Source organism: Methylobacterium sp. J-118 (assembly GCF_057836565.1).
In genome coordinates this window covers 661,579-676,527 of record NZ_JBYQFA010000001.1, presented here as the reverse complement: position 1 = coordinate 676,527, position 14,949 = coordinate 661,579, and the positions used below count along the sequence as shown (strand labels likewise).

The window sequence follows — 14,949 nt, the reverse complement described above, 5'->3', positions numbered from 1 at the left end:
CCGGCGAATCCTAAGAGGACCCTAAGACACTGATGGCGCTCTCGTTTCCGGCGCGGCACCGGTATCGGCGATTCAGGCGTCCGCTTCAAGCACGAAGTTGCCGGATCCTCCCAAATTTTTCGTGAGACACTTCCGAAACACCCGGAAACCCCCGGGAAACCCTGCCAATTAGGACCTAAGTACAGTCGCTCATTGACGGAAGTCAGGTCCACGCAGTTCGAGCATGAACCCCTTGCCGCGGACGGTGACCAATCCGGGACCCCCGTAGCGGACGAAATCGGCCATCTTCGAGCGCAGATAGCCGATATAGACGTCGACCACGTTGAGGGAGAGGCCGCCCTGGCTGGCCCAGAGCCGGTCGAAGATCTCCGCCCGGGACACGGGCTTGCCGATGCTCGCCATCAGCATGGCCAGGAGGTCGGCTTCGCGGGGGGTGAGGCGGGCGCTGGCCTCGCCGCAGATCGCCTGCCGGGTGTCGAGGTCGAGCATCAGCTTGCCCGCGACGATGCGTGAGCGCGGCGCCTCCGCCTGCTCGCGCCGCATCAGATGCGTGCGCAGGCGCGCCACCAGCTCGTCGAACTCGAACGGCTTGACGATGTAGTCGTCGGCGCCGAGCGCCAGCCCCTCGGCGCGGTCCCGGATCTCGTCCCGGGCGGAGAGGAACAGGATCGCCCCGGGAAAGCCCCCCTCCCGCAGGGATCGGCAGACATCGTGGCCCGACCCGTCGGGCAGGTTGATGTCGAGGAGGATCGCTCCGGGGGCGGGATCGTGCGCCGCCTTCAGCGCCTCGTCGACGCAGGCCGCGGTCCCGACCTCGAAACCCTCCGCCTCCAGGCCGCGGGCCAGGAGGCCGCGGATGTCGATGTCATCCTCGACGATCAGGATCCGCGTCATGCGGCCGGCTCCCTCACCTGCGCGTCGCCGGCCGCGTCCCCGGCCGTGCCCGCCTCCCATGCCGGATCGAGCGCCGGAATGTCCAGGGTGACGCGGGCGCCGCGCCCATCCGGTCCGCCCCCCAGCCGGATCGTGCCGCCATGCTGCTCGACGATCCAGCGCGCCAGGGCGAGGCCGATGCCGAAGCCGGTCTCATCGGGGCTCGGCCCCTTGCCGCGCCGGAAGCGCTCGAACAGCTCGGCCTCGGTGGCACCCAGGCCGGGCCCGTCATCGGTCACGGTGATCCGTCCGACCGGGCCGGGTCCCGCCGCGAGGGCGACCACGACCCGGGTCCGTCCGGTCGCGTGGCGCAGGGCATTGTCCACGAGACTCTCCACCGTCTGGCGGATCCATTCGCGGTCGGCCAGGCATTCCACGTCCCGATCCCCGGGATCGAGGGTCAGCGCCACGCGCCGCCGGGCGGCCTCGGAGGCCATGTTGTCCACCGCCTCCGACAGCACCAGGGCGAGCCCGAGCGGGCGCTTGTCGAAGGCGATCTCGCCGGTCTCCGAGCGGGCGACGCGCAGCAGGTCCTCGACGCGCAGCTTCAGGCGCTGCGCACGCTTCTTGATCGTGGCGAAGACCGGCCCGGGATCGGCACCGCGGGTGGCGCCACGCAGGGCGAGGTCGCACTCGCCCAGGATGACGGTGAGCGGCGTGCGCAATTCGTGGCTGACATCGGCGAAGAAGCGCCGCCGCGACTGGTCGACCGCCTCGAGGCGAGCATTGGCGGCGCGCAGGTCCGCAGTCCGGGCCGCCACCGTATCCTCCAGCGCCGCCCGATCGGCCACGACCCGCGATTCCCGCCGGGCGAGCCGCGCCGCCATGCGGTTGACGTTGGTCATCAGCAGGCCAAGCTCGTCCCGGGTCGCCACGGACAGGCGGGTGTCGAGGGCGCCGTGCCCGATGGCGCTCGCCGCCCGGCGGACCTCCTCGATCCGGGCCAGGGTCGGCCGGGTGACGCCGCGATAGAGGATCGCCAGCAGGACCAGAGCTGCCATCACAGCGGCCGCGGCGGCCAGGCGCAGGCGCTCAGAGAGGGCCCGGGCCTGCTCGGAGCCGAGCGCCATGCTGCGCCGCTCCGCCTCGATCAGGAAAGACAGGGGCTGACCCGTCATGGCGCCGAAGCCGTTGAGCGCCCCCTTGATCGAATCCTGGCGCTTCTCGGAATCGGATTGGCGGCTGATCAAGGCGACCTGCCGGTCGAGGACGGCGCGGGCCGCGCGCAACTGCGCCATCGGGCGCGTCCGCGCGGCGTATTGCATCCGGTCGGCCGGATCGTCGCTCGGCGGGAAACTCGTCGCCAGGGCCTCGTCGACGGTCCTGAGGGCGCGGTCGGCGTTGTCGCGGGCGATGGCCATCGCCTCGGGCTGGCCGTCGGGATTGCCCACGGTCTCCACGGCCGCGAGGCCGAACTGCGTGAGGCGGCCGGACAATTCGGCCAGCAGTTCCAGCCGGCGCTGGGCCGCCAGGGTCCGATCGACCGTGCGCTCGGCCGCACCGATCGCCGTCAGCGCCGCAGCGGCGGCCAGCACGACCACGATGGCGGTGCCGCCCAGCAGCAGCGCGAAGCGGACCTTCAGCGAGCGCATGGTTCCGGTCCCGCTCTCATGGCGCGGGCGAGCATGTCACCCCCCGGCCGGGGAACCAAGGCGCCGTCACAGGTCCTTCGGCACGCTGCCCTTGGCGGCGCAGCGCCAGCGCTCGACGTGCCATTCGGGATGCGACGCCTGCCACGTCGCCAGGGCGCTCTGCGAGTTGCGCAGGCATACGAAGGGGCTCGAAGCCTCGAAGGACATCTCGATCCGGTCCTCGCGGCAGGTCGAGGGCTGGGCGACGAGGCAGACCGACAGCAGCAGCAGCATGGGCGTGTCCCGCAATGCCGGCCTCGTACGGGCCGGCTTGCGGGGGAGCATAAAGCGCGTTCACGCCCCTTGCCCAGGCGGCGTCAGGCCGCGACCCAGATCTCACCCTTGGCGATGGTGGCGAGGTCGCCCGAGTAGCGCCGCAGGGGCCGGCCGAGCAGCGCAGCGTGTTCCGGGCTGAGACCGCGCAGGGCCGTCGCCAACAGGCGCAGGAACACGAGATCGTGCGCGCCGGTCTCCACGAAGGTCTGCGCCATCCGCCCATGCGCGCCGATCACCAGCGTGCCGCGGCGCATGCCGAGACCCGGGTGATCGCCGACGGCGAGCGCCGCCAGGGTGCCGGCGATCATGCGCGAGCCCGCGAAGGCGCCGGCGCGGCCGGCCACGATCGTCCCGCGCCGCATCCGGTCGCCGAGATGCGCCCCCGCAGTGCCGCGGATGATCAGCGTCGCCCCGTCGAGCCCCGCCTTGGCCGCGTAGACCGCGCCGCCCGCATAGTCGCCGGCATCGCCCTCCACCGTGATCGTGCCGCCGGTGGCGCCGGAGGCCGCGTAGGGGCCGGCATGGCCGGTGACCGTCAGGCTGCCGCCGGCCATGCCCGCGCCGAGGCGCTGGCCGACATCGCCGGTCACCCGGATCGTACCCGCGGACAGGGATGCGCCGACCCGGTCCAGGCGCTCGTGACCGCCCTCGATGGTCAGGCTGTCGGAGCCGTCGAGGGCGACCGCGAAGCAGTCGCCGAGGCGCACGCCGGTCCGGGTGGTCCCGACCTCCAGCCGCTCGGCCTCGCCCTGAGAGAGGCCCCGCAGGGCCAGGGGATTGATGTTGAGAAAGTCGAGCCGCTCGGGCGGCGCCGCGCGCAGGGTGAGTGTGCTCACGGCTCAGCCCTCCGGCTTGGTATCGTCGCGCGCGATCAGGTCGCGCAGGTGATAGTGGTGGCGGCCGAGATTGCCGCCGTAATTACCGGCCGTCACGGCGACCAGCCCGTGCCGGCCGCCGATCTCGGTCGCCGCATGCAGGCCGGCCCGCATCGAATCGGACACGCCCTGCGAGGTCAGGGCGTCGATCACGATCTCCAGCACCACGCCGCATTCCGCGGGGAGCGCCGAGCCCGCACGGCCCTTCAGGGTCGGGCAATAGGCGTCGTTGGTCGAGGCCATCATGCCCTTGGTCCGCCCACCGACCTTCGAACCCGAGCGCACGATGCCACCGGGGAAGGGCAGGATCGCCCCGGGCACCGCCTTGGCGGCCTCCACGGCGATCTCGGCCACCTTGAGCGTCTCGGCGTGGGTCCGGCCGAGGAACAGCAGGTTGCCGCCGCCGACCGCACCGTCCACGGCGCGGACGGAATCTTCGCACAGGAACTCGCCGTCCATCACCGGGATGCGCCAGTAGCGCCGCGCCTTGCCGGAGGCGTCCGGCAGGCGCTTGGCCACCGCGAACCCGTCGCCGAAATAGCGGATGGCGCCGCCGAGCTTGATCTTGGTCGGACCCTCGACGCCCGCGTAGCAGGCTGTGCCGGGACACGTCAGGATGCACTGGCCGACCCGCTTGATCAGTTGCTCCTTCAGGCCGTTCGGCTCGAAGCCGAACAGCAGGATGCGCACGCCCGGACGGCCGTCCGGAGTCTCCTCGGGGGTCAGCTCGGCGTCGATCCCCGCCTCGGCGCCGCAGCCGATCACCGACGTGGCGAAGCCGGTCATCGTGGTCGCGGCGATCATCGCCCACTTCGCGGTGTCGTTGGTGACGACGATGGCGGTGCCGGCCACGTCGAACGCCTCCGCGAAGGTATCGACGACCGGAATGCCGTTGAGGGAGAGGTCAGACATTGTTTGTGGACTTCCGCGACGGCCCTGGCCCTCCCCCCTCTGCGGGGGAGGGTGGCCCCTGCGTCAGCAGGGATCGGGAGAGGGGAACCCGGCTTCCGGAGAGGTCGAGCCACGAACAGAAACCCGCAGTGCGGCGCTGCCCCTCTCCCCCCCCGCTACGCAGGGTACCCTCCCCCGCAAAGGGGGGAGGGAAGGTTGCGTTCATCAAACCCGGCATGGCACCGCCTCGAAGGTCTCCGTGCTCTCGCCGAACGCCGCGTCCGGCACGGCGAAGCTGTCGAGACCCGCGCCGAACCGCTCCGTCAGATAGGCATCGGCGCGCGTCGCCATGGTCCGGTCCGACTCGACGGCCAGCGACAGGGTGCGGCCCGCACGCCACTCCACCACCTCGCCGTCCTCGACGATCGGCACGCCGTCCTTGAGGACGAGCTTCGCGGCCGTGAACATGGCGGTGCGGTCGGCGTCGTCACGGTAGACCGCGACGTCCGCCCGGGCGCCGGCCCGCAGGTGCCCGCGGTCGGCGAGCCCCAGAAGCTTGGCCGGTCCGGACCGGGTCAGCTGCGCGATCTCCGAGAGCGTGTACTCGCGCTCGAGGCCGGGCAGGCTCGAGCGCTCGCCCACGACACCGGGCAGGGTCGCGATCTCGCGGTCACGCTCCGACTTGTCCATCAGCAGGTGAATGATCCGCGGGTACTGGGTGAACGGCCCGCCGTTCGGGTGGTCCGTGGTCAGGATCGTCCGCTCAGGGTCCGTGGAGAGCAACATGATCTCCAGGCCGATCGCCCATTGCAGCGAGCTTGTCGGACCCCGGGGTCTGTAGAGGAACGGCACCACGCCGCCGCCCTCGGCATCGCCGGCGTTCAGCACCCACTTCTTCGGCTTCGCACCCTTCCGCCCGGCGAACTGCCGCAGGATGTCGAGGGATACGGTCACGGTCTGGCCGAACACGACCTGCCCGATATCGAGGGTGGCGTTCGGATTGTCGGTGATCGCCTGCGCGATCCGCTCGGCGGCCGACCGGAACCCGCCGGTCCCGGGATTGGCCGGATCGACGGCGCCGTAGGCGTAGAACTGGGCGTGGGCGAAATGGATGCGCCGGCCTTCCGCCGCATCGAGGGTCGCCATGAAGCTGTCGTCCGCCCCGGGCAGGCCCAGGTTGTTGCAGTGGACGTGAAGCGGGTGCGGGACGCCGATCTCCTCGACCGCGTCGAGGAGCGAGCCCATGATCTGCCGCGTCGAGAGGCCGTAGCAAGGGATCTCGTCGTCCAGCGACAGGCGCAGCGCCCCGTCCTTGAAGGCCGACGCCCCGCCCGCGTTGATGCATTTCACCCCGAGGCCGCGCGACTGAGCGACCGAGAGCGCCACGAGGTCGCGCACGGCATTCCCGCCCTGGCGCTCGCGGAGCAGCTGGAGGAGCTGGTCGTCGTTGCCCATCACCGTGAGGGCGCCGCGGTCGAGCAGCGGAATGTCTGCGAGCTCGAGCTGCGTCCCGAGCGCATGGGTCGGCGGCATCGCCGGCTCGACGGCCGTCGTGTAGCCCATCCGTGCGTAGGTGGAGCCGATCCAGGCCGCCGCCCCGCCCGCATGGGCGAAGGGATGTCCCTCGGGCGCCGCCTCGCTCACGTAGAGGTCCGGCAACAGCAGCCGCGAGGTGATCACGTTGCCGCCGGCGATATGCGAGTGCACCTCGACGCCACCGGCCATCACCACGCAGCCGGCCGCGTCGATCACCGCGTCGGGCGCGCGGCTCTGCGGGTCGACGACGTGTCCGTCCTCGATCCAGACGTCACCGACGGAATCGCGGGACGCGGTCGGATCGACGACGCGCCCGCCCCGGATCACGCTCAGCATGCGGGTTCACTCCTCGATGCCGCGTGACCCGCGGCGAGACGCTCCGTGAGGGCGCCCAGCACCGACGCGGCCGACGGCACATCCGACGGCGCCGAGGCCGGCCAGAAGGTCAGCGCGGCGCGCTGCTCGTTCCACAGCACGCCGCCATGGTCGCGGCCGGGTTGGCCGACCGAAATCACCACCTCGGCGGCCTGCGCCTCTGCCTCCGCCACCAGGGCCACGGACGGGACCGCCGACAGCCAATCCGGCCGCGCCACCGGCACGGCGGCGAGCCAGAGGACGGCATCGGCCTCACCGGCGGCGACCTGCCGTGCGGCGTCGAACCGCCAGGGATCGTGCTCGGGCACGCGGCGTCCGAAACCGCTGCGCGGCGCCTGGCCGGTCAGCCATGCCGAGACCGGCACCACGGCCCGGTCCTGCCCGACGCCGCCAACGGCGAGGGTGAAGCAGCGCGTGATCTCGCTCAACGCCATGGCGAGGCCCTGGAGCATCTCGATACCGGCCTCGCCGAGTTCGGCGGGGTCGTAGAGCAGGACGCCGTACTGGGCGGCGGCGAGCCGGGCGGCGATCTGGCCCGGCAGCGCGTCGCCGGCGAGATGGCCGCGGGCATAGGCGCGCAGCACGCCGACGGCCTCAGGCAGGCCACCCTCGGCCGGCCAAGCCAGCGACGCGGTGGCGTTCGCGCCGAGTGCAAGGAACGCGCGCTCCGATCCGGCGGCGCGGCCGCGCGTCGGCTTGGCATCGATCAGACGCTTGAGAAGCGGCGCCTGCCAAGGAGCGGCGCCGACCACCAGCACCACGTCGGCGCGTCCGACGGCCTCGGCGGGGGTCGTGGTCAGGGCGCCGACCCGGCTCAGAGCGCCGAGCTCGGCGTAGGTCCCGAACGATCCGGCGGTGTCGACGGAGGCGCCGATGCGCCCCGCGAGATCGTAAGCCGCACGGATCGCGGCGACATCGGCGCTGAGGCCGGCGATCACCGGCGCGCGCGCTTTGGCGAGCAGGGCTGCGGCCGCCTCGATGGCGGTGTCCGCGCCCGTCGCGCCACCCTTCACCCAGGCTGCCATGCTCCCTCTCGCAACGTTCTTGCTTGGTTTCGGAGCGGGCGACGGCCGTAAGACCGGACGAAGCGGGTCCACCTCAGGACGAGGGTTACCCACCGAATCGGAATGGCGCGTCCGCCCGGCAGGTCCGGGCAGGCGGCAAGCTCGGCGCGCCGTCGCGGGCCTAGGTTTGCATTCATCCGCGCACCGCGGCAAGGGGGTCGAGTCATTCGACCTCGCCGTTCCCGTTGCCCCGGCGCCGCGCCGCATGTGAAAAGCGCGCCGATCATGCGGCCTGCCGGCGGGATTCGAGGGCCGGGATTCGAGGGTATTGTGTTGGGCGGGGTCCCCGAACGGAACAGGCTGGCGGCGGACGGCGCCGTGCGGGTCGAGGCACCGGCCCGCCTGCATTTCGGCTTCCTGGACCTGCACGGAGGCCTCGGCCGCCGCTTCGGCAGCATCGGGCTTGCCATCGACGCGCCCGCCCTCGCGCTGACCGCCCGCAGGTCCGCGCATCTGGCGGTGGAGGGTCCCGAGGCCGAGCGTGTGCGCGGCTACGCCCGGGCCGCCGCCGCCCATCTCGGGCGCGGCGCGGATGTGGCGATCACGGTCGAGCGGGTCATCCCGGCCCATGCCGGTTTCGGCTCCGGCACGCAGCTCGCCCTGTCGGTCGCGGCCGCCATGGCGCGCCTGACCGGCGAGCCCTTCGCGCCAGAGACCTTCGCGGCGACCCTGGACCGGGGCAACCGGTCCGGCGTCGGGCTCTGCGCCTTCACGGAAGGCGGGCTGGTCGTCGACGGCGGTCGCGGGGCGGACGGGGGCCCGCCTCCGGTGATCGCGCGGCTCGCCTATCCGGACGCCTGGCGGATCGTCCTCATCCTCGATCCGAGCATGTCCGGCGTGCACGGCACCCGCGAGGTCGAGGCGTTCCGCGACCTGCCGCGATTCCCCGAAGCCCAGGCGGCGGAGATCTGCCGGATCGCGCTGATGCAGATCCTGCCCGCCTTGGCTCTGGCCGAGCCGCAGGGCTTCGGCGCGGGGATCACGCGGATCCAGGACCTGATCGGCGATCACTTCGCCCCGCACCAGGGCGGCCGCTATGCCAGCGCCGCGGTGGCACAGGCCCTGTCCAGCGTCGCCGCGCAGTGTGTCCCGGGCTACGGCCAGTCCTCCTGGGGGCCCACGGGCTTCGCGCTGGTTCCGTCCGAGGCCGAGGCCCGCGCCCTGGTGGCGAGCCTCGACCGGGGTGGTCCGTTGCGATTCATCATCGCCCGGGGCCGCAACAGCGGCGCTTCGGTGACCGGACCGCGCTGAGCCCGCAGCCCGGACTTGACCCGGGGGGCCGCTCCGGGTTTGGACGGTGCGCAGGCACATCCGTCGCAAGCCGAACGAGGATTCCATGGCCCGCTCGATCCTCCACATGCTGACGCCGCTCCGGCACATGAGCCCGTTCGACGTGAACATGGCCGTGGATGCCGGATTCGAGACGGTGGTGACCTACACGGAGGTCAGCCTCGCCGACGTGGTCTCGCTCACGCAGGATTCGATCTTCTCGCGCGCTCCGGCCGACGGCACCCGCACGGGCATCTTCATCGGCGGCAAGAACGCCGAGGACGCCCTCGACATGGTCGACCGCGCCAAGAAGGCGTTCGTGCCGCCCTTCGTCAACCACGTCTTCGCCGACCCGGCGGGCTCGTTCACCACCGGCGCCGCCATGGTGGCCCAGGTCTCCCGCGCCCTGCGGCAGCGATTCAACACGGATCTCACCGGCAAGCGCATCGTGATCTTCGGCGGGGCCGGCGTGGTCGCCTATGTCGCCGCGGTGATCGGCGCCCTGCAGGGGGCCACGACCGTCCTCGTTGGCCATGACGGCGAGGAGCGCGTCTCGAAGATCGCCTTCACCATGAAGTGGCGCTTCGGCATCGAGGTCGGCGCCGTCGACGGCACGACCCCGGACGATCGCCGCGCCGCGATCCGCGACGCCGACGTGATCCTGTCGGCCGGCCCGGCGGGCATCCCGATCCTCACGGCGGAGGATCTCGAATCGGCGCCGAAGCTCCTCGTCGCGTCGGACGTGAATGCCGTGCCCCCCGCGGGGATCGCGGGGATCGACGTCAACGCCGTGGACGTACCGCTGCCCACCGGCAAGGGCGTCGGCATCGGGGCGCTCGCGGTGGGCAACGTCAAGTACCAGACGCAGCGGCGCCTGTTCGACCGGATGCTCGCCGCCGACACGCCGCTCTGCCTCGACTTCCGCGACGCTTACAGCCTCGCCGTCGAGATCGCCGGCTAGCCCGACCCGGATGGCGGAGGCGATCCTGATCGCCGCCCAGGCCGGCCGCGCCCTGGCCGAGGCGGCCCGGCGCGCCGGGCTGCGCCCCTACGTGGCGGACCTGTTCGGCGATTCCGATACGCTGGCCCTTGCCGAAGGCTACCGGCCGCTGCCGGGCCGGTTCGGCGCGGCGCCCGCCGCCGGGGCGACGCTGGCGGCGATCGAGGCCCTCGCGGAGGCCGCGCCCCATCCGATCGGCCTCGTGCTCGGCAGCGGCTTCGAGGACGCGCCCGGCCTGATCGAGCGTCTCGCCCGGCGGCATCGGCTGATCGGAGCCGGGGCCGGCACCGTGGCGGCGCTCAAGGATCCCTTCGCCTTCGCGGCCCTGTGCGAACGCCTCGGCGTACCGCACCCGGCTGTGCGCCGGGACCCGCCGCCGGAGCCGGGCGCCTGGTTGCTCAAGCGGGCGGGCGGCAGCGGCGGGAGCCACATCCGCCCGGCCCCCCGGTCGCCGGCGCCGGACGGGCACTATCTCCAGGCCCGCGTCCCGGGCCGGCCCCACGCCCTGAACTTCCTGGCCGATGGCCGCACGATCCGGATCCTCGCCGTCACCGAGCAATGGTGCGCCCCCACGCCGATCCGGCCGTATCGCTACGGCGGCGCACTGGTCCGGGGCGCCGGGGAGCCTCCGGCGCTCCCGGCGGAGATGGTGGGGGCGATCGCAGCGGGCATCGCGCGGATCGTCGCCGCGACCGGGCTGAAGGGGCTCGGCAGCGGCGACGTGCTGGTCGATGGGTCGGACTGGTGGCTCACCGAGATCAATCCCCGCCCCGGGGCGACGCTCGACATCCTCGACCGAAGCGCGACGCCGCTGCTGGCCGCCCATATCGCGGCGTGTCTCGGCGCGATGCCGGATCCCGGCCCGCAGCCGGCGGGTGCAGCGGCCGCGCAGATCTGTTACGCCGATCGGGAGCTTGCGCCTGTCCCGGACCTCGCTTGGCCGGACTACGTGCGCGACCGCCCGTGCCCCGGCTCGGCGGTCCGCCGCGACGCGCCGCTCTGCACGGTGCTGGCCGAAGGCGCGGACCGGGCGGAGGTGCTCGCCCTGTTGGAGACGCGAACGGCGCGCCTGCGGGCCGTCCACGCGGCGAAGAAAACACATCCCGAGGAAGCCCTGTGATGAGTGCCAGCCAATCCTATCCCAGCGTCAACGCGCTCTCGGCGCCGCTGATCGAGCGGTTCGTGGCCGACGCCGCAACCCTGCGTCTTTCCGTGTCGCAGGCGGCCGGGGGCGCCCGCATGGTCGATGCCGGCGCGCAGGCGAGGGGGTCGATCGAGGCCGGGCGGCGCATCGCCGAGATCTGCCTCGGCGGCCTCGGCACCGTGACCATCGCCCCAAGCGGGCCGATCGCCTCCTGGCCGTACTCGGTGACGGTGCATGCCGCCGATCCGGTGCTCGCCTGCCTCGGAAGCCAGTATGCGGGCTGGAGCCTCGCCGACGAGGGGGGTGACTCCGGATTCTTCGCCCTTGGCTCGGGTCCGGGCCGGGCGGTGGCGGCCGTCGAAGACCTGTACCAGGAACTCGGCTACCGCGACTCCGCCACCCGGACGGCCCTGGTGCTCGAGGCGGCCGGCGGGCCGCCCGACAGCGTCGTCGCCAAGGTCGCCGAGGCGTCCAGCCTCCGGCCCGAGGACCTGACCTTCATCTTCGCCCCGACCCAGAGCCTCGCCGGCTCGACCCAGGTGGTTGCCCGGGTGCTGGAGGTGGCGCTCCACAAGGCCCACACGGTCGGCTTCGACCTGCACGCCATCGTGGACGGGATCGGCTCGGCGCCGCTCTCGCCGCCGCATCCGGACTTCATCAAGGCGATGGGCCGGACCAACGACGCGATCATCTACGGCGGCCGCGTCCAGCTGTTCGTGGATGCGGACGACGCGGACGCCCGCCAGCTCGCCGAGCAGCTGCCGTCCACGACCTCGAGCGATCACGGCGCCCCCTTCGCCGAGATCTTCGGCCGGGTGAACGGCGACTTCTACAAGATCGACGGCGCCCTGTTCTCGCCGGCCGAGGCGATCGTCACGTCGATCCGCTCCGGCGCCACCTATCGCGGCGGGCGCCTGGAGCCGACGCTGGTGGATGCGTCCTTCACCTGAGGCGCCTTGCGCGCCGCCTCCCGATTCGGGGCGGCGCGAGAGGGGGCACGGCCACCGCGGCCCGTCTCCCTAACCCCCTGCGGGCTATGGGACTTACGCATCGGGACCGCCCGGCATCAAGCCATTGACACACAGCGCATTTTTCCTCCCCGCAAGGGGAGGAAAGCGTGGTGCGCCTGTCAGAAGGCAAGGCTTGCGCGGATCGGACCTGCCTATGAAATGCGCCCACCCGACCTGGGTCCACTCCCTCCGGCAGAGAGGACCCGCGCGCGGCAACCCCGCCGGGCCCACCCCTGCAAACCAGTCTCTCCCGTGACGATCAGGCCCCCTATGCGCATCGGGCTCGCCGCCGATAACGGCACCTGGCACAAGAACCGGCTGCTGGCGGCCCTGCAGGCGCAGGGTGTCGAACCGGTTCTGTTCTCGCTCGCCGACGTGGCCATCGTCACCGGCCGCGGCGAGCCGCTCCGGGTCCCGGGTTTCCCCGACGCGCTGCCGGATGGCGTGCTGATGCGCACGATCGCGGGGGGCACCTTCGAGGCGACGACCATGCGCCTCGGCGTCCTCCATGCCCTGGTTGCGGCGGACGTCACCGTCTGGAACGCCCCCACCGCCATCGAGCGCTCCGTGGACAAGGCGGCCACCTCGCTGCTCATCGCCCGGGCCGGCCTGCCGACACCCGCCACCTGGGTGTTCTCGAAGCGCGAGGCCGCCGCCGCCCTGGTCGCCGCCGAGGCCCGGCAGGGGGCGCCGCTCGTCCTCAAGCCGCTGTTCGGCTCGCAGGGGGAGGGGCTCGCCCTGATCGAGCGACCGGAGGATCTCCCCGACGAGGAGGCGGTGGCGCGGGTCTATTACCTGCAGCGCTACATGCCGCGCCGGGACGGCCTGTGGCGCGATTACCGGGTGTTCGTCTGCGACGGCCGGGCGGTCGCCGGCATGATCCGCGAGGGCGACGGTTGGATCACCAACGTCCACAGGGGGGGGCGGCCGCTGCCCTGGGCGTTGCCGCGCTCCGCCGCCGAGCTTGCGGAGGCGGCGGCCGGCGCGGTCGGGGTGGCCTATTCCGGAATCGACCTCGTCGAGGACGGGGAGGGCGGTTTTTCGATCCTGGAGGTGAATTCCATGCCGGCCTGGTCGGGCCTGCAGACCGTCTGCGAGACCGACATCGCCGCCGCGATCGTCCGCGGGTTCCTCGCCGCCGTCCGCAGCGCCAGCCGTCCGCGGCGCGTGGTGGCATGACCCGGCTCGATCCGGCGCTGATCGGGACGCTCTACGGGTCCGCTTGCCGCGCCGAACTCGACGCCCTCAAGCCCGGCAACGTCCATGCCTTCGCGGCGGGACACCGCATGGTGGTGGCCGATTTCGTCACCAGCGCCGAGGTCTCCGCACCGGCTCTGGCACAGGCCGGGGCCGGAGTCGGCGCACGGGTCCGCGCCGGAATCGCCGCGACGGTGGCGGCGGTCGGACAAAACACCAATCTCGGCATCCTGCTGCTCTGCGCCCCCCTGGCGGCGGCGGCGGAGTGCGGGCAGACGCTCGGGGCGGTCCTAGACGCCCTCGACCGCGCCGATTCCGAAGCGGTCTTCGCCGCGATTCGGATCGCCAATCCCGGCGGCCTCGGCCGGGCCGCCCGGCACGATGTCGCCGCCGCCCCGCCCGATGCGCTCCGCGACGCGATGCAGGAAGCCGCCGACCGGGACCGGATCGCCCGGGCCTACGTCACCGGTTTCGCAGATATCCCGGCGATCGGCCTGCCCGCGCTGGCCGAGGCGCGGCGGCGGGGACTCGATCCATCCTGGTGCACGACCGCCGTGCATCTCGCCTACCTGACGGCGATGCCGGACAGCCACGTGGCCCGCAAGGCCGGTGCCGATGCCGCCGAGGATCTTCGCCGGGAGGTCGCGGAAGCCATGCGCGGGATCGATCTCGCCAGGGCGCCGGCCGGACCGCTCCTCGCCCTCGACGCGTCGATGAAGGCGCGCGGCCTCAACCCGGGCACGAGCGCGGATTTCACGGTGGCGACGCTGTTCTGGGACGCGCTCGCGACGGCCGGGGCGGCGTTGGCCTGAGTCGCGCCCCAGTTCCGGTGGTGCCCCGGGCGGAGCAATAGAAATTCCGTCGCGGCAGGGCCTTGCGGGTTGTGAGCCGCAGGGTCGCGCTGTAGGGTCCGGCGCGCTGTCCGGCCCAACCGGCTCGGCCCAACCGGCACGGCCGGAGGATCGGGCGCCGATAACAAGGATGGCTTCCCGGCCGCTGGCATCGTCCGGCGCCGCGGCCCTATTTCGGAATCCAGGGAGAGACACCGAATGGCGAAGATCACCAAGGTTCAGGTTGGCGAAGCCCTCGTCGGCGACGGCAACGAAGTCGCTCACATCGACCTGATCATCGGACCGCGCGGCTCGCCCGCCGAGACGGCTTTCTGCAATGGCCTCGTGAACAACAAGCACGGCTTCACCAGCCTGCTCGCGGTCATCGCGCCGAACCTGCCGTGCAAGCCCAACACCCTGATGTTCAACAAGGTCACCATCAACGACGCCCGTCAGGCCGTCCAGATGTTCGGCCCGGCCCAGCACGGCGTCGCCAAGGCCGTGCAGGACGCGGTCGCCGAGGGCATCATCCCCGCCGATGAGGCCGACGACCTGTTCATCCTGGTCGGCGTGTTCATCCACTGGGAGGCGGCCGACGACGCCAAGATCCAGAAGTACAACTACGAGGCAACCAAGCTGTCGATCCAGCGCGCCGTCAACGGCGAGCCGAAGGCCGCGACGGTCACCGAGCAGCGCAACTCGGCGCAGCACCCCTTCGCCGCCAACGCTTAGATCGGGGACGGTCCTGGGCAGATTGAGCCGCCGCCCGCACCGCGGGGCCTGCTCCAGCGACTGGCCTCGATCTTCTTAGGCCGATAGGAACCACCACCGACGGGACGGCGCGAGCCGTCCCGTTTTTTTGTGTTTTGGTGAGGTGGTCCAGACGCCGCGGTCGTGCGGGCGCGGGTTTTCGCACGA

At 72.2% G+C, this 14,949-nt stretch carries 14 protein-coding genes; 7 read left to right on the top strand and 7 right to left on the bottom strand.

Features of this window, described 5'->3' with window-relative positions; all coding sequences use genetic code 11:
* Positions 1 to 189: 189 nt before the first annotated feature.
* The 7 genes from AC3IF3_RS03175 to AC3IF3_RS03145 all read right to left on the bottom strand — a co-directional run bounded on the left by AC3IF3_RS03175 (position 190) and on the right by AC3IF3_RS03145 (position 7,542).
* Positions 190 to 894 (bottom strand): response regulator transcription factor, encoded by a 705-nt coding sequence (locus tag AC3IF3_RS03175; RefSeq protein WP_489227240.1) that lies wholly within the window; start codon positions 892 to 894, stop codon positions 190 to 192.
* Positions 891 to 2,525 (bottom strand): sensor histidine kinase, encoded by a 1,635-nt coding sequence (locus AC3IF3_RS03170; RefSeq protein ID WP_489227239.1) that lies wholly within the window; start codon positions 2,523 to 2,525, stop codon positions 891 to 893. The genes AC3IF3_RS03175 and AC3IF3_RS03170 overlap by 4 nt, the downstream gene beginning before the upstream one ends.
* A 66-nt stretch (positions 2,526 to 2,591) precedes the next feature.
* Entirely contained in the window at positions 2,592 to 2,798 is a 207-nt protein-coding gene (locus AC3IF3_RS03165; RefSeq protein WP_489219679.1) for a hypothetical protein, read from the bottom strand.
* Between the two features lie 83 nt (positions 2,799 to 2,881).
* Positions 2,882 to 3,676, bottom strand: coding sequence for a formylmethanofuran dehydrogenase subunit C (locus AC3IF3_RS03160; protein ID WP_489227237.1), 795 nt, complete (start codon positions 3,674 to 3,676; stop codon positions 2,882 to 2,884).
* A gap of 3 nt (positions 3,677 to 3,679) precedes the next feature.
* Complete coding sequence (gene fhcD, locus AC3IF3_RS03155; protein ID WP_489227235.1) at positions 3,680 to 4,627, bottom strand: formylmethanofuran--tetrahydromethanopterin N-formyltransferase; 948 nt, start codon at positions 4,625 to 4,627, stop codon at positions 3,680 to 3,682.
* 204 nt (positions 4,628 to 4,831) lie between these two features.
* A complete protein-coding gene (locus tag AC3IF3_RS03150) occupies positions 4,832 to 6,478 on the bottom strand; it encodes a formylmethanofuran dehydrogenase subunit A (protein ID WP_489227233.1) in 1,647 nt (548 codons plus the stop codon).
* Positions 6,472 to 7,542, bottom strand: coding sequence for a formyltransferase (locus tag AC3IF3_RS03145; RefSeq protein WP_489227232.1), 1,071 nt, complete (start codon positions 7,540 to 7,542; stop codon positions 6,472 to 6,474). The genes AC3IF3_RS03150 and AC3IF3_RS03145 overlap by 7 nt, the downstream gene beginning before the upstream one ends.
* Positions 7,543 to 7,854: 312 nt before the next feature.
* Between AC3IF3_RS03145 and AC3IF3_RS03140 the strand changes: the two genes are divergently transcribed.
* The 7 genes from AC3IF3_RS03140 to fae all read left to right on the top strand — a co-directional run bounded on the left by AC3IF3_RS03140 (position 7,855) and on the right by fae (position 14,763).
* Positions 7,855 to 8,832 (top strand): beta-ribofuranosylaminobenzene 5'-phosphate synthase family protein, encoded by a 978-nt coding sequence (locus AC3IF3_RS03140; protein WP_489227230.1) that lies wholly within the window; start codon positions 7,855 to 7,857, stop codon positions 8,830 to 8,832.
* A gap of 85 nt (positions 8,833 to 8,917) precedes the next feature.
* Complete coding sequence (locus AC3IF3_RS03135) at positions 8,918 to 9,811, top strand: NAD(P)-dependent methylenetetrahydromethanopterin dehydrogenase (RefSeq protein WP_489219673.1); 894 nt, start codon at positions 8,918 to 8,920, stop codon at positions 9,809 to 9,811.
* Positions 9,812 to 9,821: 10 nt separating this feature from the next.
* Positions 9,822 to 10,970, top strand: a complete 1,149-nt coding sequence (locus AC3IF3_RS03130; RefSeq protein ID WP_489227229.1) for an ATP-grasp domain-containing protein — start codon at positions 9,822 to 9,824, stop codon at positions 10,968 to 10,970.
* Positions 10,970 to 11,944 carry a methenyltetrahydromethanopterin cyclohydrolase gene (gene mch, locus AC3IF3_RS03125; protein WP_489227228.1) on the top strand — a complete coding sequence of 325 codons (975 nt, stop codon included), beginning with the start codon at positions 10,970 to 10,972 and terminating at the stop codon, positions 11,942 to 11,944. The genes AC3IF3_RS03130 and mch overlap by 1 nt, the downstream gene beginning before the upstream one ends.
* Before the next feature lie 330 nt (positions 11,945 to 12,274).
* Entirely contained in the window at positions 12,275 to 13,183 is a 909-nt protein-coding gene (locus tag AC3IF3_RS03120) for an ATP-grasp domain-containing protein (RefSeq protein ID WP_489227227.1), read from the top strand.
* Positions 13,180 to 14,013: a triphosphoribosyl-dephospho-CoA synthase gene (locus AC3IF3_RS03115; RefSeq protein ID WP_489227226.1), complete on the top strand. Its 834-nt coding sequence runs from the start codon at positions 13,180 to 13,182 to the stop codon at positions 14,011 to 14,013. The genes AC3IF3_RS03120 and AC3IF3_RS03115 overlap by 4 nt, the downstream gene beginning before the upstream one ends.
* Positions 14,014 to 14,250: 237 nt before the next feature.
* On the top strand, positions 14,251 to 14,763 hold the full coding sequence (fae, locus tag AC3IF3_RS03110) for a 5,6,7,8-tetrahydromethanopterin hydro-lyase (protein ID WP_243966825.1): 513 nt from the start codon (positions 14,251 to 14,253) through the stop codon (positions 14,761 to 14,763).
* Positions 14,764 to 14,949 lie beyond the last annotated feature (186 nt).

Bases quoted from the DNA above. Each gene is read 5' to 3' on its own strand.
- AC3IF3_RS03165 (WP_489219679.1), bottom strand. From the start codon at position 2,798: ATGCTGCTGCTGCTGTCGGTCTGCCTCGTCGCCCAGCCCTCGACCTGC.
- AC3IF3_RS03170 (WP_489227239.1), bottom strand. From the start codon at position 2,525: ATGCGCTCGCTGAAGGTCCGCTTCGCGCTGCTGCTGGGCGGCACCGCC.
- fae (WP_243966825.1), top strand. From the start codon at position 14,251: ATGGCGAAGATCACCAAGGTTCAGGTTGGCGAAGCCCTCGTCGGCGAC.
- AC3IF3_RS03150 (WP_489227233.1), bottom strand. From the start codon at position 6,478: ATGCTGAGCGTGATCCGGGGCGGGCGCGTCGTCGATCCGACCGCGTCC.
- mch (WP_489227228.1), top strand. From the start codon at position 10,970: ATGAGTGCCAGCCAATCCTATCCCAGCGTCAACGCGCTCTCGGCGCCG.
- AC3IF3_RS03175 (WP_489227240.1), bottom strand. From the start codon at position 894: ATGACGCGGATCCTGATCGTCGAGGATGACATCGACATCCGCGGCCTC.
- AC3IF3_RS03115 (WP_489227226.1), top strand. From the start codon at position 13,180: ATGACCCGGCTCGATCCGGCGCTGATCGGGACGCTCTACGGGTCCGCT.
- fhcD (WP_489227235.1), bottom strand. From the start codon at position 4,627: ATGTCTGACCTCTCCCTCAACGGCATTCCGGTCGTCGATACCTTCGCG.
- AC3IF3_RS03130 (WP_489227229.1), top strand. From the start codon at position 9,822: ATGGCGGAGGCGATCCTGATCGCCGCCCAGGCCGGCCGCGCCCTGGCC.
- AC3IF3_RS03145 (WP_489227232.1), bottom strand. From the start codon at position 7,542: ATGGCAGCCTGGGTGAAGGGTGGCGCGACGGGCGCGGACACCGCCATC.
- AC3IF3_RS03120 (WP_489227227.1), top strand. From the start codon at position 12,275: ATGCGCATCGGGCTCGCCGCCGATAACGGCACCTGGCACAAGAACCGG.
- AC3IF3_RS03135 (WP_489219673.1), top strand. From the start codon at position 8,918: ATGGCCCGCTCGATCCTCCACATGCTGACGCCGCTCCGGCACATGAGC.